General features: G+C 35.8%; 26 protein-coding genes. 8 read left to right on the top strand and 18 right to left on the bottom strand.

Features of this window, described 5'->3' with window-relative positions:
- Position 1: 1 nt before the first annotated feature.
- The 8 genes from BCR22_RS10450 to BCR22_RS10415 form a co-directional block, all read right to left on the bottom strand.
- On the bottom strand, positions 2 to 1,285 hold the full coding sequence (locus BCR22_RS10450) for a dihydroorotase (RefSeq protein ID WP_069654840.1): 1,284 nt from the start codon (positions 1,283 to 1,285) through the stop codon (positions 2 to 4).
- A gap of 9 nt (positions 1,286 to 1,294) precedes the next feature.
- Entirely contained in the window at positions 1,295 to 2,221 is a 927-nt protein-coding gene (locus BCR22_RS10445) for an aspartate carbamoyltransferase catalytic subunit (protein ID WP_069654839.1), read from the bottom strand.
- 38 nt (positions 2,222 to 2,259) lie between these two features.
- Positions 2,260 to 3,546, bottom strand: a complete 1,287-nt coding sequence (locus tag BCR22_RS10440) for a solute carrier family 23 protein (RefSeq protein ID WP_069654838.1) — start codon at positions 3,544 to 3,546, stop codon at positions 2,260 to 2,262.
- A 33-nt stretch (positions 3,547 to 3,579) separates the two neighbouring features.
- Positions 3,580 to 4,137: a bifunctional pyr operon transcriptional regulator/uracil phosphoribosyltransferase PyrR gene (gene pyrR / locus BCR22_RS10435; RefSeq protein WP_069654837.1), complete on the bottom strand. Its 558-nt coding sequence runs from the start codon at positions 4,135 to 4,137 to the stop codon at positions 3,580 to 3,582.
- A gap of 431 nt (positions 4,138 to 4,568) precedes the next feature.
- A complete protein-coding gene (locus tag BCR22_RS10430; RefSeq protein WP_069654836.1) occupies positions 4,569 to 5,474 on the bottom strand; it encodes an RluA family pseudouridine synthase in 906 nt (301 codons plus the stop codon).
- Entirely contained in the window at positions 5,461 to 5,937 is a 477-nt protein-coding gene (gene lspA, locus BCR22_RS10425; protein ID WP_069654835.1) for a signal peptidase II, read from the bottom strand. Before lspA ends, BCR22_RS10430 begins: the two co-directional genes overlap by 14 nt.
- Before the next feature lie 6 nt (positions 5,938 to 5,943).
- Positions 5,944 to 6,645, bottom strand: coding sequence for a CBS domain-containing protein (locus tag BCR22_RS10420; RefSeq protein WP_069654834.1), 702 nt, complete (start codon positions 6,643 to 6,645; stop codon positions 5,944 to 5,946).
- Positions 6,645 to 7,028, bottom strand: a complete 384-nt coding sequence (locus tag BCR22_RS10415) for a hypothetical protein (protein ID WP_069654833.1) — start codon at positions 7,026 to 7,028, stop codon at positions 6,645 to 6,647. The genes BCR22_RS10420 and BCR22_RS10415 overlap by 1 nt, the downstream gene beginning before the upstream one ends.
- A gap of 361 nt (positions 7,029 to 7,389) precedes the next feature.
- Here BCR22_RS10415 and BCR22_RS10410 point away from each other — a divergent pair, with 361 nt between their 5' ends.
- Entirely contained in the window at positions 7,390 to 7,590 is a 201-nt protein-coding gene (locus BCR22_RS10410) for a cold-shock protein (protein ID WP_025869040.1), read from the top strand.
- A gap of 35 nt (positions 7,591 to 7,625) precedes the next feature.
- Here BCR22_RS10410 and BCR22_RS10405 read toward each other — a convergent pair whose 3' ends face one another.
- Positions 7,626 to 8,069, bottom strand: a complete 444-nt coding sequence (locus BCR22_RS10405; RefSeq protein WP_069654832.1) for an EbsA family protein — start codon at positions 8,067 to 8,069, stop codon at positions 7,626 to 7,628.
- 83 nt (positions 8,070 to 8,152) lie between these two features.
- Here BCR22_RS10405 and BCR22_RS10400 point away from each other — a divergent pair, with 83 nt between their 5' ends.
- On the top strand, positions 8,153 to 8,548 hold the full coding sequence (locus BCR22_RS10400; RefSeq protein WP_069654831.1) for a ribonuclease HI family protein: 396 nt from the start codon (positions 8,153 to 8,155) through the stop codon (positions 8,546 to 8,548).
- Between the two features lie 22 nt (positions 8,549 to 8,570).
- On the opposite strand, the gene ybaK is transcribed toward BCR22_RS10400, so the two are convergent.
- The 5 genes from ybaK to BCR22_RS10375 all read right to left on the bottom strand — a co-directional run bounded on the left by ybaK (position 8,571) and on the right by BCR22_RS10375 (position 14,102).
- Positions 8,571 to 9,059, bottom strand: coding sequence for a Cys-tRNA(Pro) deacylase (gene ybaK / locus BCR22_RS10395; protein WP_069654830.1), 489 nt, complete (start codon positions 9,057 to 9,059; stop codon positions 8,571 to 8,573).
- Between the two features lie 100 nt (positions 9,060 to 9,159).
- Positions 9,160 to 9,915, bottom strand: a complete 756-nt coding sequence (aroD, locus tag BCR22_RS10390) for a type I 3-dehydroquinate dehydratase (RefSeq protein WP_069654829.1) — start codon at positions 9,913 to 9,915, stop codon at positions 9,160 to 9,162.
- 14 nt (positions 9,916 to 9,929) lie between these two features.
- Entirely contained in the window at positions 9,930 to 11,132 is a 1,203-nt protein-coding gene (locus BCR22_RS10385; RefSeq protein ID WP_069654828.1) for an MFS transporter, read from the bottom strand.
- Positions 11,133 to 11,148: 16 nt separating this feature from the next.
- A complete protein-coding gene (locus BCR22_RS10380; protein WP_069654827.1) occupies positions 11,149 to 12,027 on the bottom strand; it encodes a shikimate dehydrogenase in 879 nt (292 codons plus the stop codon).
- A gap of 17 nt (positions 12,028 to 12,044) precedes the next feature.
- Positions 12,045 to 14,102 carry an oxidoreductase gene (locus BCR22_RS10375; RefSeq protein ID WP_069654826.1) on the bottom strand — a complete coding sequence of 686 codons (2,058 nt, stop codon included), beginning with the start codon at positions 14,100 to 14,102 and terminating at the stop codon, positions 12,045 to 12,047.
- Positions 14,103 to 14,414: 312 nt separating this feature from the next.
- Between BCR22_RS10375 and BCR22_RS10370 the strand changes: the two genes are divergently transcribed.
- A complete protein-coding gene (locus tag BCR22_RS10370) occupies positions 14,415 to 15,311 on the top strand; it encodes a LysR family transcriptional regulator (protein ID WP_069654825.1) in 897 nt (298 codons plus the stop codon).
- A gap of 81 nt (positions 15,312 to 15,392) precedes the next feature.
- Here BCR22_RS10370 and BCR22_RS10365 read toward each other — a convergent pair whose 3' ends face one another.
- Positions 15,393 to 16,565: a class I SAM-dependent rRNA methyltransferase gene (locus BCR22_RS10365; protein ID WP_069654824.1), complete on the bottom strand. Its 1,173-nt coding sequence runs from the start codon at positions 16,563 to 16,565 to the stop codon at positions 15,393 to 15,395.
- A gap of 306 nt (positions 16,566 to 16,871) precedes the next feature.
- On the opposite strand from BCR22_RS10365, the gene BCR22_RS10360 reads away from it, so the two are divergent.
- From BCR22_RS10360 to BCR22_RS10350, 3 genes are all read left to right on the top strand, one after another.
- The gene (locus BCR22_RS10360) at positions 16,872 to 18,980 is read left to right on the top strand and encodes an LTA synthase family protein (RefSeq protein WP_069654921.1); all 2,109 of its coding nucleotides are present in this window, start codon (positions 16,872 to 16,874) and stop codon (positions 18,978 to 18,980) included.
- 97 nt (positions 18,981 to 19,077) lie between these two features.
- Positions 19,078 to 19,788, top strand: a complete 711-nt coding sequence (locus BCR22_RS10355; RefSeq protein WP_069654823.1) for a hypothetical protein — start codon at positions 19,078 to 19,080, stop codon at positions 19,786 to 19,788.
- A 4-nt stretch (positions 19,789 to 19,792) separates the two neighbouring features.
- The gene (locus BCR22_RS10350) at positions 19,793 to 20,344 is read left to right on the top strand and encodes a P-loop NTPase family protein (RefSeq protein ID WP_069654822.1); all 552 of its coding nucleotides are present in this window, start codon (positions 19,793 to 19,795) and stop codon (positions 20,342 to 20,344) included.
- Positions 20,345 to 20,383: 39 nt separating this feature from the next.
- Here the strand turns inward: BCR22_RS10350 and BCR22_RS10345 are convergent, their stop codons facing one another.
- Both BCR22_RS10345 and BCR22_RS10340 read right to left on the bottom strand, forming a co-directional pair.
- Complete coding sequence (locus tag BCR22_RS10345) at positions 20,384 to 21,853, bottom strand: sensor histidine kinase (RefSeq protein ID WP_069654821.1); 1,470 nt, start codon at positions 21,851 to 21,853, stop codon at positions 20,384 to 20,386.
- Positions 21,854 to 22,573, bottom strand: coding sequence for a response regulator transcription factor (locus tag BCR22_RS10340; protein WP_069654820.1), 720 nt, complete (start codon positions 22,571 to 22,573; stop codon positions 21,854 to 21,856).
- Positions 22,574 to 22,723: 150 nt separating this feature from the next.
- Here BCR22_RS10340 and BCR22_RS10335 point away from each other — a divergent pair, with 150 nt between their 5' ends.
- Positions 22,724 to 23,497: a Cof-type HAD-IIB family hydrolase gene (locus BCR22_RS10335; protein ID WP_069654819.1), complete on the top strand. Its 774-nt coding sequence runs from the start codon at positions 22,724 to 22,726 to the stop codon at positions 23,495 to 23,497.
- A gap of 39 nt (positions 23,498 to 23,536) precedes the next feature.
- Here BCR22_RS10335 and BCR22_RS10330 read toward each other — a convergent pair whose 3' ends face one another.
- Positions 23,537 to 23,725, bottom strand: coding sequence for a hypothetical protein (locus BCR22_RS10330; protein ID WP_069654818.1), 189 nt, complete (start codon positions 23,723 to 23,725; stop codon positions 23,537 to 23,539).
- Between the two features lie 240 nt (positions 23,726 to 23,965).
- On the opposite strand from BCR22_RS10330, the gene BCR22_RS10325 reads away from it, so the two are divergent.
- A complete protein-coding gene (locus tag BCR22_RS10325; RefSeq protein WP_069654817.1) occupies positions 23,966 to 24,727 on the top strand; it encodes a threonine/serine exporter family protein in 762 nt (253 codons plus the stop codon).
- Positions 24,728 to 24,737 lie beyond the last annotated feature (10 nt).

Genomic DNA, 24,737 nt, shown 5'->3' with positions numbered 1-24,737 from the left:
TTTATGCATCTCCCTTAGACCAAGCTGATTGTCCATCAACAAAGGTCATTAATGTGTTCCCTTTTACTTTCCAGCCAACAAATGGAGTATTGATTCCCATTGACTCAAAATCTTTATCATCAATTGCTTCTTCCAACTCTAAATCGAAAACGGCAATGTCTGCTTGAGCACCTATTGTGAGTGTCCCTGCGTCTATACCGAAAATTTCAGCAGGCTTGGTTGCCATCCAGTTGATCACTTGTTCTAAGGTAAATTTTCCTGTTTCAACAAAGTGGGTATAAATTAATTGAAATGCAGTCTCACTTCCAACGATTCCAAATGGTGCTTTTAGAAACGTTTGATTTTTTTCTTCTAAGCCATGGGGTGCGTGGTCTGTTGCAATGCAGTCAATCGTGCCATCCAATAATCCTTCGATTAAAACATCTCGATCTGAGATTGCTCTAAGTGGCGGATTCATTTTCCAAAAACCATTGTCTTCTGGGATATCTTCATCGACTAAAATCAAATGGTGCGGAGCAACTTCTGCTGTTACGTGAATTCCAGCTCGCTTTGCATCGCGGATTACCCGAACACTTTCTTGTGTAGAGACGTGACAGACATGGTAGTGAACTCCTGTTTCTCCTGCTAAAACGACGTCTCGAGCAATCTGTGAAGCTTCAGTAGAGCTTAAAATCCCAGGTAACCCCAGTTTTTTTGAGATTTCGCCTTCGTGCATTACCCCACCAAAAAGAAGTGATTCATCTTCTGTATGAGCCACGATCGCCATATCGTTCGCTGCCGCTTCTTTCATTGCAAGATACATTGTCCCAGCTGTTTGTACCCCTACGCCATCATTTGTAAATGCAAAAGCTCCAACTTCTTTTAACGCTTTTTGATCAGTCAATATTTCGCTGCGTAATTCTTCTGTAATGGGTGCATACTGTAGAACTTTTACTACCGCATTTTCTTCAATGATTTTGTATACATCTTTTAATTTTTCCGCAGTATCAGGGACAGGATTTAAGTTAGGCATCGCACAAACGGTTGTATATCCACCTCTTGCAGCTGATTTACTACCTGTTTCGATTGTTTCTTTGTACGTAAAGCCCGGCTCTCTTAGATGCACATGTACATCCACTAATCCAGGTGTCATCAACTGTCCTTTAGCATCATAAACTTTTTCAAAGGTACTTTCTTCAAAAGATGTTCCGATTGCTTTGATCTTGCCATCTTCGATCCAAATTTCTGCTGGTATCAATTGATTGTCTTTCTTTACGATTCTGCCATTTTTGATAAGTGTTTTCATTTTGTTCACCTATGCCTTTCCGTGTAATACTGCCTCTAAAATTGCCATTCTCATATAAACGCCGTTACTCATCTGCTGGATGATTCTGGATTGAATTCCTTCAACTAAAGAATCTGCAAGCTCTACGTCACGATTGACAGGCGCTGGATGCATGATAACCGCATGTTTTTGTAATTGTTTTGCTCGTTCAACCGTTAAACCGTATTGCTGATGATACTCCTCTTTCGAAAACAGTTCCGATCCATCATGACGCTCATGTTGTACTCTAAGTAGCATCATAACATCTACTGTTTCGATCACTTCATCTAATGGCATATAATGTCCATACGCTTCAAATTGCTTATCGTACCACTCTTCTGGCCCTGAGAAAAAGATTGTTGCTCCTAATCGTTTTAGCATCTGCATGTTGGATTTTGCAACTCGGGAATGAGTGATATCGCCCACGATTACGATTTTTAATCCTTCAAAGTGTTTAAATTCTTCATAAATTGTCATTAAATCTAGTAGACATTGAGTAGGATGCTGTCCACTACCATCTCCACCATTGATAATGGAACACTGGATTGTTTTACTTTGGATCAGTTCATCGTAATAATTTTCTTCCCCGTGACGAATGACTGCCACATCCACTCCGATTGCCGACATAGTCAGCACTGTATCATAAAGCGTCTCACCTTTTTTTACCGAGCTCATACTTTCTTCGAACTCGATGACTTCGATGCCTAATTTTTTCTCTGCAACATCGAAGCTCTTGTGCGTCCGTGTACTATTTTCAAAGAATAAATTTGTCGCAAAATATTGTTTTTTCTCCGGTTGCCAAGTCGCTCCTTGTTTAAACTCTTGCGCACGGTGAATCAAGCCCATTACTTCCTGATCACTTAATGCTTCTACTGTTAAAAGATGTTTTAAACTGATACGTTCAGATGTGATGATCATTCGTTTTCCTCCTTATTAACAAAGCTGAAAGAGCTTGGTTAGACAGATTTTTCTTCGCTACGTGCTGTTTCAGGTAAAATCAAGTTCAAAATAATGCCTAAAACTGTTGCTAAAGCCATTGATGATAACTCAAAAGTATCCAATTTAAAGACTAAACCTCCGATACCGATAACTAGAATCACTGAGGCAATCAGTAAATTCTTTTTCTTATCAAAATTAATTTGATTATCAATCAAGATTTTCAACCCACTAGCAGCAATAACTCCGAATAAAACAAAGCTGATTCCTGAAATGACTGGACCGGGGATACTTAAAATGATTGCACTTAATTTCCCTACAAAACCAAGCCCAACAGCGAAGACTGCGGCACCTGCAATAACGAACACACTGTGTACTCGCGTAATGGCTAACACTCCGATGTTTTCTCCATAACTTGTGACTGGAGGTCCGCCAACTAAACCAGCAACGATTTGAGCAGCACCATCACCCATCAAGGTTTTTGATAAACCTGGATCTTGGAAAAAATTCCGTTTAGTCAGTTTGTTTAAAACCATTAAATGTCCGATATGCTCTGTCATCGTAACAAAGGCGATGGGTGCCATTGTTGTGATTGCGTTTAAATGTAGTTTTGGTTGATATTGAACAAAAGGGACTTCAAAATTGGGCATAGCAACCCATGCTGCATTTTTAATTGGTTCGACATCTACGATACCGAACAATAACGCAACGAGGTAGCCACTTACGATGCCAAGTAAAATGGGAATCAACCCCAGAAATCCTTTGAAAAACATGTTATAGAAAATTGTTAAACCAAGTGTGATCAATGCGACTGCGATGAATTTAAAATCATATTCGCCTTTGTTAAACATCGCATTATTTGCAGCATTCGAGGCAAGCCCTAATCCGATGACCATCACGACTGGACCGACTACAATTGGTGGTAAAATTTTGTCCAGCCAAGCTGATCCGATTTTACTGATTATAATAGAAACGATTAGGTACACTAATCCTGTTGTGATAGCCCCTTGTGCGATTGCTGGGTAGCCATCGCTTTTCATCAGCATCTGCATAGCTGCGATAAACGCAAAGCTACTTCCTAAATAAGCAGGAATTTTTCCTTTTGTTACGAATAAATAGACTATTGTTCCAAGTCCTGAACTTACTAACGCAATTCCCGGATCGATTCCTACTAATATTGGCACTAAAACTGTTGCACCAAACATTGTGAATAAATGCTGTAAACTTAAACCGACCCAATGTGTTGCCTTTGGTCTATCATGAATATCTAAAACTGCTTCATCATTACGAAATTCTTTTTCTGTCATCTTAACCTACCCTATCTTTGCTATTGTATTTGACTACTCTTCTGTGCTTGCGATCAGAATTCGATCTGCGCCATCTTTTTCTTCTACTTCAACAATGATTTCTTCTGCCATTGAAGTTGGTATATTTTTCCCAACATAATCTGCTCGAATTGGAAGTTCTCTATGCCCTCTATCCACTAGGACTGCCAATGAAATCTTTCTTGGTCGACCAAGATCCATCACTGCATCCATCGCTGCTCGAATCGTCCGACCAGTAAAGAGTACATCATCGATCAAAATCACTTCTTTCCCTTCTAATGAAACTGGAATATCAGACGAGTGTAGTTCTGGTTCTTCTAATGAACGTTCTTTCATAGATTGTCCGTCCATATCGTCGCGATACAAGGTAATATCCAATTCACCTACTGGAACTTCAGTGTGCTCCAATTGCTTCAAGCGTTCAGCTATTCTTTGAGCGATATAAATACCACGTGTTTTGATGCCCACCAATACGATATCTTGGATTCCTTTGTTTCTTTCGATAATTTCATAAGTGATTCTTGTTAACGCTCGTTTCATCGTTACTGCATCAACGACTTCTTTTCCTTGCATTTTTTCTCCTCCTAAAAATATAGTTTTTACCGATGCCTTATGAGCTTCCTGTTTCAGTGTAAAGGCGTTACACTTGCTCTTTTTCATGTGTGTCTGTTTTTCCTAATTTTAAGTAGTTGAGGATATTTGGGAATGCAGTACTTATGGTAGCTTCGCTCACTTCGTTCGCCAAGTACTGTTCGTCATCTGTTCTGCAAAGCAGTCGCAATGATTCACAGCAATTCACACCAAACAAAAAATCCTCCCACCCGCGTTCGGATAGGAGGATTGAATTATCTATACAAAGATACCATTCAATTCACACAGATTTTTTCTAAGCGCACCTAGAAAATTGTTCTGCATGTCTCCTTCTTAGCCTCACGGGACTACTCTTAAAGGATTACTTATTTAATTTTCTTTCTAAAACAGTGTACCTTTTCTTTTAAAATAAATCAATCATTATTTCTTAATTGGTCTAAAGTTTTTTCGAAAAGTTCAGGTAAAGGTGCTTCAAAGACCATCATTTGGCCAGTTGTAGGATGTTTGAACCCTAATACTTCAGCATGTAAAAATTGTCCATTGCCTTTTAACGTTTTTCTTGGACCGTATAATGGATCACCAGCCACTGGATAGCCGATGTATTTCATATGCACACGAATTTGATGTGTGCGTCCAGTTTCTAATTGTAGTTGAAGTAACGTAAAACCTTCAAACCGTTCTAAGACTTCAAAATGTGTCACCGCAGGTTTTCCGCCTTCTATAACAGCTTGCATCTTCCGATCATTTTTTGAACGACCGATTGGGGCATTGATTTCACCTTTATCATGTGATATTTCACCATGAACCAAGGCAATATATTTTCTAAGTGACGTTTTATCCTTTAGTTGTTCTGCTAAAGCAATATGTGCTTTATCATTTTTGGCAACCATCAATAAGCCTGAGGTGTCTTTATCGATACGGTGAACAATACCAGGACGAATGATTCCATTGATTGAAGACAAGTCCTTTATGTGGTATAACAAAGCATTTACAAGCGTCCCATTCTGATGTCCTGCCGATGGGTGAACGACCATCCCTTGTGGTTTATTAACGACTAATACATCATCATCTTCATACACGATTTCAATTGGAATATTTTCTGCAACAACATCAAGTTCTTCTGGTTCAGGCACATTGATACTGATCTCGTCGTTTTCTTTTACTTTGTAATTTGAGCGAGTAATATCACCATTGACGGTTATATTTTGGTCTTTTAACCACTGCTGAATTTGCGAACGGGAGTGATTTTTCAATAAATCACTTAGAACTTTATCGATCCGTCCTTTTTCTTGTTTTATTTTTACATTAATTTGTTCCATTTTTTCCATCCTTCGCTGCTTTTTCGTCTAAAACCAAATAAATAAAAATACATATCACGCCAACTACTAGCGCAGAGTCAGCAACATTGAATATAGGAAAGCTAATAAATTCTGTTTGGAACATATCAACAACAAAACCTAGACGAATGCGATCGATAAAATTACCGATAGCGCCCGCTAAGACTAAACTCAAACCGACTGTAAACCATTTACTTCCATTAATATTTTTTACTAAGATATACAACACTACGGCTACCACAATTACCGTAACAATATAGAAAAACCACATTTTCCCTTCTAAAAGGCTCCAAGCGGCACCTGTATTTCGAAGGTAAGTAAACGATAATACCCCTGGGATAAACTCTTTTGTTTCGCCCAATGGAATATTGGCTACCGTTAAATATTTGACCCACTGATCTAAACCGACCAATACTGCACTGATAATTAAATAAACTGCTAACAACGGCTTTCATTCCTTCTCTAAATTATTATATAGGTCTCTTGGACGGATAATACCAAGCAAACTGCCATTTGGATTGCCATCTTTAGTAATCAAGATGGCTTCTAATCTGATTTGACTCACAAACATTTCTTCAACTTGAAACACCGTTGTTTCTTTACTGACAAATTGGTAATTGTTCTCTTTATAATTACTTACCAAAAGTTCAGAAGCGTTTCTTCCTTCTAATTGGATATCTCCTTTTGAACTTTCGATCGCTAACCAAATTCCTAATCCTCGAACAGTTATCAACCCTTTAAATATCCCACTGTCATAGATTGGAAATTGCGAATACTGTTTACGAGCTACTATTGATAAAATTTCTTTAACCGAAATAGTTAAATCGAATCCAGTTACCTTTTTTGCAAAACGTGGTAAAACTTTTTCAGGACTAAGCAGAGATTTCTCAATTTCCAGCATGCGATTAACTGCCCATTCATTCGGTTCGGCTATTACAAAATCAGTTGAAATCTGTTCATGAACAATCGCATTTCGCAGTTGAGCCATCTGCAATAAATCATCTTGAAAAAGCGGGACTTGACTGTCTTTTTTTCTTGATAGTCTGCGAACCATTTCGCTGAAGCCCATATTTGTTGGATTATTTAATTGTTCACGAAACCACTTTTCAATGCGGTTAAAACTGCTTAAAAACTCTTCAGCTCTATCGCCCATCATATTTTCTCCTTGATTACATATGCTTTATTTAATATTGACAATACAAAAATAAAATACACCACAAGTAACAGTATGATTCCAACGATGTTTAAATGTAGCACTGGAACCAATAACATGCCAGTGAAGAGTATAACATAAATTGAGATCAGTGTTGGGTTCATCGTAACTTCTAACTCTACTGTCTGACCTAAATCTCGCACCGTTATGGGGGTACTTTTCATAAAGAAAAAAGCAGCCTGAATTGTGCATTCCATTTCATTTGTTTCAACTTGTTTTGTTTCGTTATGGCTTAAATAAAACCATTTTATGTCATTTCTTCTTATCTCGATTGGACTGCCCATCCCATAAAATCCGGTATTTCTAGTACAACGAATATTCATGTTGATTCCTCCTCGAGCTTTAGTTTAAAGTATATAACAAAAATCCGCGTACTGGAAGAAGGAAGTTGATTTTATGAGAATTAAATAGAAAGGCTTTGCAACCAAACCAATTGATTTACTGCTTTTATTATAAAAATCAATTCAACATTTTGAACAGTTTTTACATGTGTTTTCCCATAATCCGTCGACTTTCCCGAACATTATTCAAATAAAACAAGCTCTTCGATGTGTTATCTCACAATATACTGTATCTTTTAAACCATTTCCGTCACAAAGATGACTTTTTTGCAAAAGATTGACGGCTTCCTTTTTTCACTTTATAATGATGAAAGACTTTAGAAAATAAAGGAGCGTGATTTGAATGGAAAAAGGGTTCGTCAAGTGGTTCGATAATAGAAAAGGTTATGGTTTTATTGGTTACAATGAAGACGAGGAAATCTTTGTTCATTTCACAGCAATCGAAGAAGATGGCTTTAAGTCTTTAGAAGAAAATCAAGCTGTTGAATTTGAAGTAATGGAAGGTACACGTGGCTTGCAAGCCGCTCATGTGAAGAAAATATAGAAAAAACAGCACTCTGCTAAGCAGAATGCTGTTTTTTAATAGTGTTTACTAATAGTTAAATCTGGATCCTCAATAATTTGTGCCTTAAACAACGTTTGGTTCTTGATAGCTTCTATAAAAGTTGTCTTATTTTTTTTTGTCATAATAAACATCTGTGTCTCTTCTTTAAACCCAGGAGCTTTTATTTCAATACATTTAGATCCCACTCGAATTATTTCAATTGCTGATAATGTTATTTTTTTACGTCTTACTGGTAAGATTGCATGAATGATCAAGTACTCGTCTTCTACAATAAAATAACGATTATGCCCCAGTAATACAAAGAAAAAGAAAATACCTAACACAACGTTACTAATCAAATAAGGACGAGTGTGTTCCAATGTCAAAATCAAACTTAAAAATAAAATGCCAAATGTACAGGACCAATAAATTATCGCTGATGATAATTCTGGTTGCCAATGATAGACTCTTTTCTTCATGTAGCGACCCCTTAATAGAAATTCAGTATGTTATAATAGTACCACATTTCAACTTTTAACAAAAAGAAAATAAGGAGACTTTTATGTTACGAATATATGTCGATGCTGCAACAAAAGGAAATCCAGGTCCTAGTGGTGGCGGTATCGTTATTGTAGGTGATGCACTACACGAGCAAATCCACACCTTTCTTGGAGAGTGTTCCAACCATGAAGCTGAATTTAAAGTTTTTATTAACGCTCTACAATTGATCATCGAAAAAAGGCAAAACAATCAAACTGTGTTGATCCATTCCGATAGTAAAATCGTTGTACAAACGATTGAAAAAAAACATGCTAAAAACCCATTATTCCAACCTTATCTACATACTTTTCAAGAATTGGAAAGTCAGTTCCCGCTATTATTGGTAAAATGGCTACCTGAAAGCCAAAATAAAGGTGCAGATACTCTAGCAAAACAGGCGCTACAAAAATACTCGTAAAATTTTAGAAAAACACATTATTTTACGTAGTTAAATCAGCCATTCTTCCATTTGTTACTTGAAGAATCGACAATGGAGACAACTCTATCTGCAACCCTCTTTTACCAGCCGATATTATAATCGTGTCAAAGTGATTAGCTTCTTCAGCCAGATAAGTTGGAAACAGTTTTTTCATTCCAATTGGAGAACAGCCACCTCTAATATAGCCGGTTGTTTCTTCTAAATCTTTTAAATGTAACATATCTACTTTTTTATTGCCGCTTGCAGTTGCTAATTTTTTTAAATCTAATTCTTTATTACCTGGAATTACAGCTACAACAGGCCCCGTTTTATTTCCTATAGTGACCAATGTTTTAAAGATTTTTCCATCTTCTATTCCTATTTTTTTGGCAACACTATCCGCACTTAAATGGTCTTCACTCCATTCAAACTCATATTCGTTGTATGTAAGTTTATGTTGTTCGACAATTCTCATTGCATTTGTCTTTTGTATTTTCTTTTTCTTAGCCATCTTTGTTCACCTCAAGATTAAGTTTATCAAAGAAATCCATGGATGCAAGAAAAAAAGACTAGTTAGAAATGAGCACTCTCGTTTCCAACTAGTCTTTTGATTATAATGCTAACGTTTTTAGCACTTCACGAAGTTCTTCCACTGGAACTTGACCTGGAGCGGATGCCTTTTTAGCGGCTCCAAAAGTCATTGCGGAACCAAAAGTCTCTCCACACATCCGACTAACCATTCCTAATTGTCCCATAGACATGGTAACGATTGGTCGATCCGCATGTACCGACTTCATTTCGTTTGTAGCTGCCAAAAGAGTCAATACATCATCTGACGATTGTGGCATTACAGCGATTTTACAGATATCAGCATTTTTTTCTTGCATGCGACATAATCTTGAAACGATTTCTTCTTTAGTAGGTGTCTTATCAAAATCATGATTACACATCACGATTTTAATGTTTTTTTCGTGCGCTGCTTTGATCGTTTCTTGAACATATGTTTCATCCATAAACAATTCAACATCCAATAAATCAATAATACCATTTTCAATAACTGTTTTGTACAAACCAAAATATTGTTCATCTGAAAATGCAATTTCTCCGCCTTCTTGTTTTGTTCGGAACGTGAAAAGTACGGGTTTATCTGTTAAGATTTCTGCGATTTTTTTTGACATATTAGCAGCTGCTTGAAAATCAGCTACTTGATCAAAAAAATCAACACGCCACTCGACTAAATCGCAATCGATTGTTACTAAATGTTTGGCTTCTTCAATTAGTTCTACTTCATTTTTACCTACTAGAGGAACGATGATTTTAGGACTCCCACTTCCGAGAGTCACGTTTTTAACTCTAACTGTACTCATATTTTTGTATCCTCCTATTTAGATGTATCGACCGTTTGGCGATAACGAATAAAAATAATTACGGCTAAAACAAAACCAATTCCTGCAATGATTGTATCGAATAACATGATACCCCGAACATTGGTTTTAGCAATTTGAGCTGCTGCTACTGGAATAACAAATGAAGCAATACTTCCAAATGTATAATAAATCCCTGTGATTGTTCCTTTACCAGCTGGGAACATTTCACCCATAACAGTCAACCCTAATTGTAACACGCCACCTGCGGCAAAGAAACCGACTAGGGCTGCACCAATCATACAAACGAGTGGTGTTGGGAATAACCACATAATAGCAATCGTCAAAAATGAAACGAATGTATAAATCACAACTAAATAAACTGAACGAACTTTAGAAGCCATAATTGCAGTAAAAGCTACACATAATAATGAGCCAATAGAATAATAAGAAACTAACACGCCCGCATCTGTTTGTGCCATACCAGCGACTTGTTCACCATAGGTTCCAATAAATTGACTAATGAGATAGAACGTTGCCTGTGCAATAAAACCATAGATTACAAAAGCAACCCCTTCAATAGCCATCTTAGGTTTTGACTTAAATTTAACGGTTGGTGCTTGCTCAACGGCTTCTTCCGTTTCTTCCGCTAGTTTTGCATCTGCATCTGGAAATGGTTGTTTCCATAAGAAAATGGCATTCACACCAAGTAAAATGGCAGCAATCATAAATGACCAACCAAACCATAAGTGATTTGAAGCTAAAAATTTAATGATCAATGGAAGAGCAAATTGTCCACCTTGAATAAAGGCTTTCAACAGTACAGTTGCAGTCCCAGCTGTTTTAGGAAATGATTCCATCAAAGCAGGATATGTTCCAGAATCTAGGAATGAATTAGAAATTCCGGCAACTACTGCAAAAAACATCGCCAATTCAACACTTGGACTATATAATATTCCAAAGAAATAAGCTGCATAGGTAATCATTCCTAAATAAATAAATGGTTTACGTCCGAATTTATCCGATAAACGACCCGAAATCATGATGGCAATCAGACGTCCGATTCCTAACATTGAAATAACTTTAGCGATCCCCATCAAGTCTGTATCCCATTGGGTCATCAATGAATTTTGATTTTGTGAAATAATGATAACGCCCATACCGTGGACAATATAATTGATATATAGACCGATAGCGGTCGGTGTGTATTTGTTTTTCATCGTTTTCTCCTAACTGTTAGTCCTTAAATAGTAATTCTTTAATATAATCAACAGGCATATCTTCCCCAGTGAAATGCTTGAATGCTTCAGCGCCTTGATAAAGCATCATCCCTAAACCGTTGATGGTTTTCTTTGCACCATGTTCGCGCGCAAATTTTAATAGTTTTGTTTCTTTTGGCATATAGACAACATCAAAAACAACTAAATCTGGACGAATCACTTCTGGGTCATTAATCAAGCTCTCTTCTTGCAATGGTTTCATGCCAACACCTGTTGCATCGATATAAATAGCACTTTCACTGATTGATTGTTTGAATGACACTTGATCAGCTAAATCCGTTAAAGTAGCTTTACACTCAGTGTTTTCATTAATTTTTTTCACAGTTTCTTCAGCATTTTTGTAATGTTGATCGTTGATATTAAAAATACGTAGTTCCTTTGCGCCATCTAATGCTGCTTGGATTGCAATTGCGGTTCCAGCACCTCCAGCACCAGTCATCGTAATAATTTGATTTTCAACTTCTACGCCTTCTTCTTTTAATGCACGCATTGCGCCTGTCCCATCAGTCACGTGTCCGACTAAATGCCCTTTTCCATCTTTATTCGTCACAGTGTTTACTGCGCCGACTAATTTTGCAGCAGGTGAAAGCTCATCTAAATAAGGAATGATAGCTTGCTTATTTGGCATTGAAACATTCGAACCGCGAATGCCTAACGCACGAATCCCTTGAACGGCATCTTTTAATTCTTCATTTCCTACTTCGAAAGCCATATATGCATAGTCTAAACCTAACTTGGCAAACGCCTCATTATGCATAGTTGGTGATAAACTATGGCGTATTGGTGTTGCAATCAAACTGATCAATAGTGTGTGTCCGTCAATTCTTTCTGTCATTTTTAAGTTCCCTCACTTTATATAGTTTTTGTTGCTTGTAAACTTTTTGTTTGTTCAAATAACATCTTTTGTGTTCGAGTGTTTTCTAGCACTTCGATTGTTTTAAGGATATCACGCGCTTCTCTCGTTCCTTCCATGATTCGTCTAGCAACTTTACTATCCCCCATATTTAAAAGTACAGCGCCATTACTTCTAGCATACTGATCCAATTCACGAATCATTGGTGCTTCTGCGCGCATGCCAAGACATACGAATCCTAAATCAAATGGTAATTCCATCATTTCTCCATCTTTTTCAACTAAAAAACTATTTTCTCTAACTTCCGTCAATTTTGTTTCTACATGCACTTCTACTCCAAATTTTTCAACGATTTCCATCATTGCAAGCTTTGTAATCAAGTCAAGATCTTTTCCGATCTCCCCTTGCATTTCAACGATGCTGACTTTTTTAGCACCACGTTCAGCGTAATATTCTACAACATCTAAACCAACTGCACCGCCGCCGATTACAACAACTTCTTTTCCTTCAAATTCTTGGAATTTCGTCATATCATCTAAAATATCAAAAATAGAAAAGATCTTTCTGTTTGGATTATCTAATTGTTCTTTTAATCCATTGATTGGTGGTAATAATGGTTTTGCTCCAGTAGCATTCACGATAATGTCTGGTCCAATTGCTTGTATATCTTCTAAAGTTGCTGCATGATTTAAATGAATCGCTAAGTTATCCAATTCTTTGCAACGATTGATTTCATACGTAATAAAATCATCGATTCTTTTCTTATCTGGGAACCGAGCGATTTCATGCCCTAATCCACCTAAATAATTTTTTTGTTCAAAAAGCTCTACGCTCACACCAACTTCAGCCGCTGTTGCCGCAGCTTCAAGTCCAGTCGTACCACCACCGATAACGACCATTTTTGTTGGATGTAAAACGGGTTTCATTTTATACTCATCTTCATAATGTAGGTCTGGATTGACAGTACAACGCATCGGACGTGCTTTTGCGATCCGATGATCCGCACAACCAATATTGCAAGAGATACATTTTCTTAGTAAATCTTCTTGTCCGTTAGCCACTTTATTGACCCAATTGGGTTCAGCAATCAACCCTCGGCCCATTGCCAACAAATCCGCATCTCCTGATTCTAGAATTTCTGTCGCCCGTTTAGGACTGCGGATATTTCCAGACGTTACTGTTACTTTATCTGGAAAACGTTCTTTGACCGCTTTTGACATGTAAGCACGCCAACCATCCTCTAAATTCATTTTATCGATTTGATATTGTAAACTGTCATTCAATGCAGCAGATACGTTCAAAATATCCACTTCATCTGCAAAATAGCTTAAAATCTCGATTGTATCTTCTAATGTATTACCGCCTTCTAATAATTCATCCGCACTAAAACGAAGCGAAATTGGGAAAAATGGTCCTACAGCTTTTCTAACAGCTTCAACCACTAATTTTGTAAAACGTGCACGATTTTCAGGACTTCCGCCAAATTTATCCGTTCGTTTATTATACAATGGAGATAAGAATTGACTTAAGAGATAAGAGTGTCCTGCGTGAATTTCTACACAATCAAATCCAGCACGTTGCGCTCTTAGCGCACCATCAGCATAACGATCCACAATACCATATATTTCTTCTTCGGTCAGTGGTCGTGGTATCGGATTGCCTTTTTTAGAAGGAATGTTCGATGCCGAAACGGGTTGCTCTCCATCTAAACGTAATCCGTATGCAGAGGCTCCCGCATGATTGATTTGAACTGAAGTACAGGCACCATATGCGTGCATTTTTTCATTGAAATGCCATAAACCTGAAATGTATTGATCATTGTCCATTCTTAATTGACGAGCACCATTAGTCCCCATCGGATAATCAATGCATACGTTTTCTAGCGTGATCAATCCTGTTCCGCCTTTGGCACGTTGTTCATAGTATGAAACATGTTGCATACTGAACGTTCCGTCCATGTTAGCGAAGTTTGTTCCCATTGGTGGCATAACAACACGATTTTTTAAAGTCATTCGTTTTACAGTTAAAGGTTCAAAGATTGCTTGATAATTATTCATGGTTACCTCCTAAATTTAAATGTGAAGGGAGCTTTTTTAGCCTCGATAGAGAAATAGGGAAAAAGAAATGACGACACTTTTTATTGTCTTCGTTTTTCCTGAAAAATACTTAACTCAACCTCACATTGTTAAAAAATTCACAATTACTATGAATTTATTTTAATCCATAAAACCAATAAATTCCAATGAATGTTTTTCATGTTTTGTATAAACCAAATTTATAGATAAAGGTGGATTGTTTTTTAATGCATCTTTATCTATTTATTGATAAACTATACTTATGTATGAATGATTGATAAGGAGTTTTTATAAATGAATTTGCGACAACTAGAATTTTTTAGAATGTTAGCTGATACCCAACATATGACCCATGCAGCTAAATTATTAAATACGACTCAGCCAAATTTAAGTCACTCAATGTCCGAATTGGAAAAAGAGCTTGACGCCCAGCTATTTGAAAAAAAAGGGCGAAATATCCAACTAACAAAATATGGAAAATTTTTCTATACATATGTTTCTACTGCTTTAGAAGAATTAGCTAAAGGTGAACGTGCGTTAAAAGAATTAGTCAGTCCAGAAAAAGGGCTGATTGATTTTGGTTTTATTTATACTGCTGGTTCGTTTTTAGCACCGATGTTAATGAAAGAATTTTCAGCTTATCCTGGCAACGAGCAAATTCGTTTTAACTTATTTCAAGGTAATTCTTCTGATATGACCGATCTACTCCTGAAAGAAGATGTTGATATTGCCATTACTTCTAAGCTAAAAGAAGATGAACAACTTAATTATGAGATTTTGACAGAACAAGAAATCGTACTAGTTGTTCCTTCAGAGCATCCCTTGGCTACTTATGATCGTATTTCGTTAAAAGAAACGAGTGATTACCCATTTGTTTATTTTAATGACCGAAGCGGTTTGCGTCCTTATATTGATAAAATGCTAACAGCTGCTTCTGTTACACCAACTATTGTATGTGAAGTAGAAGAAGATCATACAATGTTAGGGTTCGTTGCTTATGATTACGGGATTGCTTTAATGCCAAAAATCCCTTCGATTTCAGCTTATGACGTTAAAACGATTGCTCTTGAAGACAATTTCTTTCCCCGTTATATCTATTTAGCAACAAAAAAAGATCATTTTCTGTCACCTGCTGCCTTACGGTTCAAAGAATTTATTGTGCCGTATGCACAAAATATGTTCTATCAGTAAAAAAAGGATGTGGGATAAAAGTAAACATTACTTTTGTTTCACACCCTAAATTCTATTATTCGCTTCTGTCACAGCCTGCTTTTATTTTTCTATCTCAATAAAAAAGACTTTTAAATAGTTGCCTTCTTCAAAATGTTTATTTGTTTTAAAATCACTCGGTAGTTGGTAGGTTTCTTTGAATTGATAGCGAACTCGTTTTTCTTCTAAAGATTGAACTATCATTTTTTTGTATTTTTCTAAAGAAATATTAGCCGCGTTTGTCGAAGCCACTAACAATCCTTCTTTTTTTAGAATATCAACAGAATCCTTTACTAAATCGCCGTAGTGTTTTGCAACTGAAAAAACTTTTTTCTTGTTTCTAGCAAAACTTGGTGGATCAAGAATAATGACGTCATAGTATAATTGTTTTCGTGCCGCGTATTTGAAATAGTCAAAGACATCCATCACCACGATTTTTTGATTTTCTACAGCCAAGTGATTCATTTCAAATTGCTCTTTTGTCTTCGGTAAGCTGCGTTTGGCTAAATCAACACTCGTTGTCGTTGCTGAGCCGCCCATCGCACTGGCAACCGAAAATGCGCCAGTATAACTGAACATGTTCAGTACTGTTTTTCCTGCAACTATCCCTTCAATTAAGCGACCACGAACTTCTTTTTGATCCAAAAATATCCCAGTCATAAGTCCATCATTCAAATAAGTAGCATATGTGACGCCATTTTCGTAAACTAAAAGTGGTTCAGGAGCATCTGAGCCGAATAATTTTTGTGATTCTGGTAACGAATGAAATGAAAAGCGAATTTTTTCATACGCCCCTTTGATTTCTGGCCAACTTTTTCTAAATGCTTGAATGATTTCTTCCTTCTTTTGATACAACGTTTCATTATACCAAGAAAATACAGCGAAATCATCGTAACGATCAATAATCAAGCCACCAAGGCCATCCCCTTCTCCGTTAAATAAGCGGTAAGCAGTAGTTGATTCATTATTTTCATAGGCTACTCTGTGATTTTTAGCTTTTACAAATAAACTTTCTAGAAAAGATGAATCCATACATCCCTGCCAGTTTACTAGCCAGCCGATGCCTTTATTTTGCTCGCCAAGATAGCCAGTTGCAATGAATTGCCCTTTGCTATCAACGAAATCTATCCACTCGGCTGAAAACGACTTAGGAACATCAAGTAAATCCTCTTTTTGAATCAGCGGATATCTGCCTTTAAACTTTTTTTCTGATTTTTTTGTTACCATTATATTCATTTCTTGTTACATCCTTTATCCTAATTTAATTTTTATGCGCAACAATTCAGTTGTTTACATCTTCATCCTTGGCTAGTATATCAAAAAATGATTCCTCTGTCGTTAGGTATACATGAATTGTTAAACTTTTTGATTCTGTTAAGAAAAGTAAAATTTTATTAACTTTCCTTCGTTCTATCCTGATTTAAATTGACATAGAATAACAGAGAGAGTAGAATTGTAGGAGTATATGAAAAGCTTTTGAAAAGATTTCAGTAGCTTTCTTTTAGATTTGACTTTGGAAAGGATACGTTTACTTTGAATATTATAAAAAAAATACATATGCCTAAATTTTTAAACACTCGATTAGGTCTTTTTGGATTTGTTGCAGTGTTGATTTGGCTAAAAAACATTTTTGCTTATACAGTTGATTTTCATTTGAGAATCGAAAATGCGTTTGAATATTTCATTCTCTTCATTAATCCAATTGCTTCTACATTTTTCTTGTTGTCAATTGCATTATTTGTTCGAAGAAAGAAAGCTTCTTATAGTACGATGATGATCATTTATTTCTTAATGTCTTTACTGTTATTTTCTAATGTTGTCTATTACAGAGAATTTACTGATTTTATCACTGTCAATACTATGCTTGGTGCTGGAAAAGTTGCGAGCGGTCTTGGCGAAAGTGCTCTGCGTTTATTTAGACCTTATGATGTGCTTTATTGGCTTGATTTTATTATCGTCGGTATTTTGTTGCTTACTAAAAAAATCAAGATGGACGAACGTCCAGTTAGAGCTCGCGTTGCTGTTTCAATTAGTATGTTATCTGCTTTATTCTTTGTAGCAAACTTAACTTTAGCTGAAACTGCTCGCCCTCAACTATTAGGACGTCAATTTTCCCGTGACTATATTGTTAAATTTTTAGGATTAAATGCCTTTACTGTTTATGATGGTGTAACAACTTACCAAACAAACCAAGTACGCGCAGAAGCTAGTGAAAATGATATGGATGCTGTTTCCGATTACGTTAAAGATCATTACGCAGCGCCGAATCCAGATACTTTTGGTATAGCCAAAGGTAAAAATGTCATTTATATTCATTTAGAAAGTTTCCAACAATTTTTGATTGATTACAAGTTAAAAGATGAAAAAGGTGTTGAACATGTTGTTACTCCTTTTATCAACAGCTTATATCATAGTAATAGCACCTATAGTTTTGATAACTTCTTCCATCAAGTTGGACAAGGAAAAACAAGTGATGCTGAGACAATGTTCGAAAATTCATTATTTGGCTTAGATCAAGGTTCTTTATTCACACAAGTCGGTGGTAAAAATACCTTTGAAGCAGCTCCTGCTATTTTAGGTCAGGAAGCGGGTTATACAAGTGCTGTTTTCCATGGGAATGCTGGTAACTTCTGGAATCGTAATGAAACATACAAACACTTAGGTTACAATTATTTCTTTGATGCTAATTACTATGATGTTAATGAAGATAACTCGTTCCAATATGGCTTGCATGACAAACCGTTTTTCCAACAATCTGCACAATACTTGGAACATTTACAACAACCATTTTATTCTAAATTTATTGCTGTTTCTAACCACTATCCTTATTCTCAATTTACAAATGACGAAGCTGGATTCCCGATTGCTACAACTTCTGATGAAACAATCAACGGTTATTTCGCTACAGCAAACTATCTTGATAAAGCAGTTGAAGAAATCTTTAACTATTTAAAAGCTTCTGGTTTGTACGAAAACTCTGTGATCGTTCTTTATGGTGATCATTATGGCGTTTCAACTTCTAGAAATCAAAACTTAGCAGAATTGCTTGGAAAGACAAAATCAACATGGAACGATTTTGATAATTCAACTATGCAACGCGTTCCTTATATGATTCACATACCAGGTCAATCAAATGGTGGAATCAATCATACGTATGGTGGTCAAATCGATGCGCTACCTACCCTATTACACTTAATGGGTATTGATACTAAAAACTATATTCAAATGGGACAAGACTTGTTCTCTAAAGAAAACGCCCAACTAGTGGCTTTTAGAAATGGGAATTATGTGTCTCCAAAATATACGATGCTTGGCTCTAGTATCTATGAAACAGCCACTGGTCGTTTAATCGAAGAACCAACGGAACAAGAAAAACAAGAAGCACATGCCTTAAAAGACAAAGCGAATTTACAACTTGAAATGTCTGATCAAACAACAAATGGGGACTTGCTTCGCTTCTATACAAATAGTGGATTAACACCAGTAAATCCAGATGATTATAATTACAAAGATCAATTAAAACAATTAGAAAAAATCGAAGAGGATAAAGGCGAAAAATCAACAAGTATTTATAGTAAAAATAATAATACTTCTACCGTTGATAAATACCACACTGAATCTTACCAAGATTATCTAAAATCTGGAAAATAATCACAAAAGCTTGAGTAAATTACTCAAGCTTTTTTATATCTTATTCATAATTTATTCATATTCTTCTTTTATACTTAGTTTAGTGAGGTGAAACTATTTGAAAAATATTCGTTACGCTTTCGCTAGCGTTTCTTACCATAAAAAACTTTCTTTTGGTATTGGTGCTTGCTCTGTTTTATTTCTATTTGTATTAACGAGTATTTTAAACCTTCGGGATATCGAAAAAAACTTTTATAATCAAGTGAGTCAACTAATCAACAATAACGACTATCATTTGAATTATCAAAAAATTATGCAGCAATACTCTTCTTTGTATATTATTCTCTTGTTTCTTTGGATCATACTGATCACAACATTACTAATCGTTTCGTTAAAATTAAAAAAACAGGATATGATAAAATGGCGTATTATGGGCTTTTCAAATCGTTTTGTCATCAAACAATCGATACTTGAAAGTCTTATTCCGATATCAGCAGGCATATTGACCACAGCGGTGTTCCTTATTGTCTGTCAGCATACATATGAATATATTTTGGTTTACGTTAGACCCCTACTTGCAAATGTTATGGGAATCAAAAGAGTGCCCTTTTTCTCTTCGCAAGTTCTAGTTGAAAGTACCCCTAATTCAGTGATGAATACTTCAGGAGATACTCATTTTTTATCAATGAGTATAGGTAGTTTGCCAATCGCAACAATTTTCAAAGCTTTTTTTAAAAATTGTTTCCTCCTTTTATCCATTACAACTGGTATTACAGTAATTTCAACTTCTTTTCTTTTCAGGAAATCGCAAAAAGCATATAGGATGTGAGTGAATGAATTTTACTTTAGCACAAAATTGGACCGAAGACAGCTTTAAAGAATTGTTCCAACAACAACATATGACGGTTGTATTAGAAGATCAGAGTAGCATTCAGGCTGATTTTTACTTTCTTATCGATAAGACATTTAGTATGAAGCAGTCGATGGCTGTTGGATTTATTCTATCTGAAAATACCTTTTTGCCTTATCTCTCAATCATGGACAACCTTTTTGTTGGTTCTTCAATAAAAGAAAGAAATAAGAAGAAAACGCTGAATGAATGGTTTGATTATGTTGGTCTGACTGAAAGTATTTTAAATAAATCAGAAGAACAGTTGACCACATTTGAACAAATCAAGCTTCAGTTAGTTCAGTTACTACTAATAGAAAAAGACATCATTATTATTGATGATATCTTCCAAGATTTATCTATAGGTCAAAGACAAGAACTATTACCATTACTACAAAAAATCGCAAAAGAAAAACAAAAAGCGATTCTTGTTTTGACGAATGATATTCAAATAGCTGAAAGTCCTTATATGGATAAAATTATTAAGACAGCTTAAAAAAACCAGTTAAACATTTTCTGTTTAACTGGTTTTTCTTTATGTTACATCTTCTATTTCAACGTCAGGAAATGAAATAGTAAAACTAGTCCCCTTCCCTTCTTGGCTTTCAACGTGGATTTTACCTTTGTGTAAACGAACTAATTGCTCAACAATCGATAAACCTAGTCCAGATTCACCATATTTTGTATTTTTTCTAGAAGGATCTACTTTGTAGTAGCGGTCCCAAATATTTTGAACTTGCTCTTCTGTCATACCGATCCCTGTATCTGAAATTGTTATGATTGTCTCTAAATATCCTTTTTGCAGGTGAACACGAATCTCACCATCCTGAGTAAATTGAATCGCATTTTGAATAATATTCACCATTATCTGAACAAAACGATCATAATCCGCATAAACATCAATTGCGTCATCAGCCTCTAAAATAAGCTTATCATTAGCCGTTTCAGCTTTTCCCTCTAATTGAGTGAGAATATCTTTTAATGTTTCAGTTGCATTGAATTTTTTAACGACAATACTAATTTGATTGGTTCTTATTTTTTCATAATCTAAGTTTTCATTTACAAGCCGAATTAAGCGAGAGGTTTCATTTTGCATCAATTTAATGGCTTTTTCTCTTTGACCTTCTGGAATCGCGTTGTATTGCAACCCTTCTAACAAGCCATTGATTGTAGTTAAAGGGGTTCTCATCTCGTGAGAAGCATCTGCCATGAATTGGCGACGACGATCTTCTTGACGATCGATTTCTTCCCTAGACTCTTTCAGTGACTCAGCCATTTTATTGAAGTCTTCCGCTAAATCATCAAATTCATCTTTATCGTGTGTAACCAGTTTAACATCAAAATTACCACTTGTGATTTCCTTCGTGGCCTTTCTCATACGATTGATTCGCTTCACTTGAAAACTAGCAAAGAAATAACTTAAAATCAAACCGACAATGCTGGAGATGATAAAACCTTTGAAGAGATTCGCTGTGATCGCATCCATACTATCAGAAACGTTCTTGGCTGGTTGCGTAATAACTAATGCCCCTATGATGACATTTTCATTTGACTGGACGTTGGTCTGACTGACCGGCATCATCACATAAGAAGAGATATGATTATTTCCATAAATATCTTTGTTGATGGTTGCATATTCTTGCTGTCCTTCCATGAGTGCTGCCCAATTTTCTTTAATGACGGAATCGTCTATTTTTTTTTCAGTGTTCAGAGGATACTGCACTTTCATATCCCTGTCATAAAAAACAAACTGAACATCTTGATTACTTAAAAAACCTTCAAATAAACTAAACGATGTATTCCAAATATCTTGATCTGTCATTCCAGGAAGTCTGTTGATTGAATCTTTTGCTTTCCAAGCGGATATTGCATAGCCTCTAAGTTGTTCATAATTATTATCTTGCAACGTTTTTTTTGTTAATTGCGTAAAAGAGGTCCCTACAATTAGGATAATTAAAATAATCACACCCCAGAACGCTAATAGCTGTTGGTATAAATATTTCATTTAAGCGACTCCAGAATCGTCAAATTTATACCCAACACCCCAAACAGTTTGAATCACTTGCGGCCCAACTTTTTCAATTTTTTGACGCAATTTTTTGATGTGTGCGTCTACCGTTCGTTCATCGCCAAAATATTGATAATCCCAAACCATTTCAAGTAACTGTTCCCGTGAAAATACTTGTCTTGGTTTTTTCGCTAAGGTATACAGTAAATCGAATTCCTTTGGCGTTAAACCATCAATCAATTTTTCATCCAGGTATGCTTCTCTGGTCTTTGTGTTCATTTTAAAGTGATCTGTCTCCACATCAAACTGGTCATTTGAACGAACAGTCCCATCTGTTGCATGTTCGCCAATCTCGGAGCGCCGGTGCAGCGCTTTGATACGTGCAATCAATGTCAATGGACTGAATGGTTTTGTCACATAGTCGTCAGCGCCCATTTCTAGCCCGATTACTTGATCGCTTTCTGAATCTCTAGCAGTCAGCATTATAATTGGAACGGTATTTGAAATTTTCCGTACTTCACGGCAAACTGCCATGCCATCCATCGTTGGCAAATTCAAATCTAGTGTGATCATGTCCCATTTTTCAGGATTTTCTAAAAAAGTATCCAATCCATCCTTGCCATCATATTTAAAGGTCGCTTCCCACCCTTCATTTAGGAAAAACATTTGCATCATTTCTGAAACTGATTCATTATCTTCTATCATTAAAACATTCATTATTTAATCGCCTCTTCCCTTTAAGATTAACGTCATTTATATTATACTCTAAAAATCATCAAGCTCCAATAACTTCTATCTTTCTTCAAAAAAGCTTTGTCTTTTGTTCAATATTTGATACTATTAAGTGTGAAAGGACGTTGAAAATTCATGAAGAATATCCAAGCAGTTGCATTTTTCGATTTAGATGGAACATTATTAAACGACAAATCACAAATTACGCCAGAAATACGATCAGCTATCAGTTCGTTAAAAGCTAATAATGTCTTGCCTCTTATCGCAACCGGAAGAACGATTGTAGAGATTGAACACATTATGCATGACAGCGGTATTGATTCCGCAATCGTTATGAATGGTCAATTTATTCAAGTTGAAGGAAAAAAAATCTATTCAGATGAGTTTACCTACGAAGAATGCCTAAAAATGTATGAACATGTCAAAAGTTTAGGTCATGAAATCTCCTTTTATAATGATCAGCACATTTGGTGTTCAGGTCACAGCGAGATTTTAACTAATGCATATGCTTTTATCCATTCAGAAGCGCCCATCATTGACCGATCGAGCTTAAAAGATAAAACCGTTAATATGATGCTTGTTTTATCTGAAGATGGTGATGAACACTATTTGAAGCATTTTCCAGAAATGACTTTTTATCGTAACGGCCCTTATTCAATCGACACTGTCAGAAAAGGTGTTTCTAAAGGATCTGGGGTTAACAATCTCTTTAAAACATTAAATTTACCCACCGTTCCCACGTTTGCTTTTGGTGATGGTATCAACGACTTAGCTTTGTTTGAAGCTTGCGACAATAAAATTGCGATGGGGAATGCTCGTAAAGAGTTAAAAGAACGTTCTAGTTTTATCACTAAGAAAAATACTGACGGCGGAATAGTTCATGCCTTGAAACACTTTGATTTGATTTAGTATTTTAATTTTTACAGTAAAAATAAAAAATCCCGCTTCCTATTTGGAAGTTGGGATTTCTTTTTTATGTCTTTTTTGATGAACACAGATAACGGTTCCTGTCACTTGAATCAGTAAGAGAAAAAGTAATAATGCACTTAATCCTATATGTCCCTGATCGAATGTCCTTTTTAGCAATACAAGTAAAATCAGACTGCTTACTGAATAAAGTGACCATTGTTTATCCATAATATCTAGACCCCTTTGGTTTGTTATCTATAAGGATAGGACTTTTGATTCGAAAAAGCAAGGAACTTTTAGGTATCTGTGAATTTTCGTACAATTTTTTAGTGTTTCTTTATAATTCTAAGGAAATTCTAAACATTATGACTTCGTTTTTCCGTTGATAACGTATTCTATCCATTTCACACAACACAAAAAAATGATACACTTACCTTACTGTAAATTTACTGTAAGGAGGTTTTGTTCATGTGTGAAAAAAATCAAACCAATATACAACTTATTTTAGATACCTGTTTAATGGCAGGTAAAATCATGACTGAAAGTGGTTCTGAAGTCTATCGTGTTGAAGATACGATGAATCGCATCGCAGAAAATGCTGGTCAAAAAGAAAGTGTAAGTTATGTTACGGCAACCGGACTTTTTATGGGGTTTCGATCTAGTAATTATACTCAATTAGAAAATGTTACTGAACGAAGTATCAATCTAGAAAATGTCGCAATTGTTAACAACCTATCACGAAAATTCGCGGATAAAGAAATATCTTTAGAAGAATTAAATCGAAAGCTTAGAAATATTAATCATGAAGCACCAACTTATTCTGTGCTGTTACAAATTTTTGCAGCAGGACTTGTCAGTTGTACCTTGATGTACATTTTTGGTGGAAATTGGCATGATTTTTTAGCTACTTTTTTCATAGGAATGATTGGATTTAGTGTTGCATATTTCACTAAGAATTGGCTAAATATCAAATTTTTAGATGATTTTTTAGCAGCCTTTATTATTGGTTTATTCGCTTATTTAGCAGTGAAATTCCACTTGGCAGAAAATATTGATAATATTATTATCGGCGCCGTGATGCCGCTTGTTCCAGGTGTTGCCATCACCAATTCCTTTAGAGACATCTTGGCTGGTCACTTATTAAGTGGAACAGCACGTGCAACCGAAGCAATATTTGTCGCTGGTTCCATCGGGATTGGTATCGCCATTGTATTTAAATTATTCATGTAAGGAGATCTGA

It is taken from the genome of Enterococcus plantarum, from assembly GCF_001730295.1.
GTDB classification, from domain to species: Bacteria; Bacillota; Bacilli; order Lactobacillales; family Enterococcaceae; genus Enterococcus_L; species Enterococcus_L plantarum.
The sequence above is the reverse complement of the archived record's forward strand: the minus strand, read 5'-3'. Positions and strand labels throughout refer to the sequence as shown.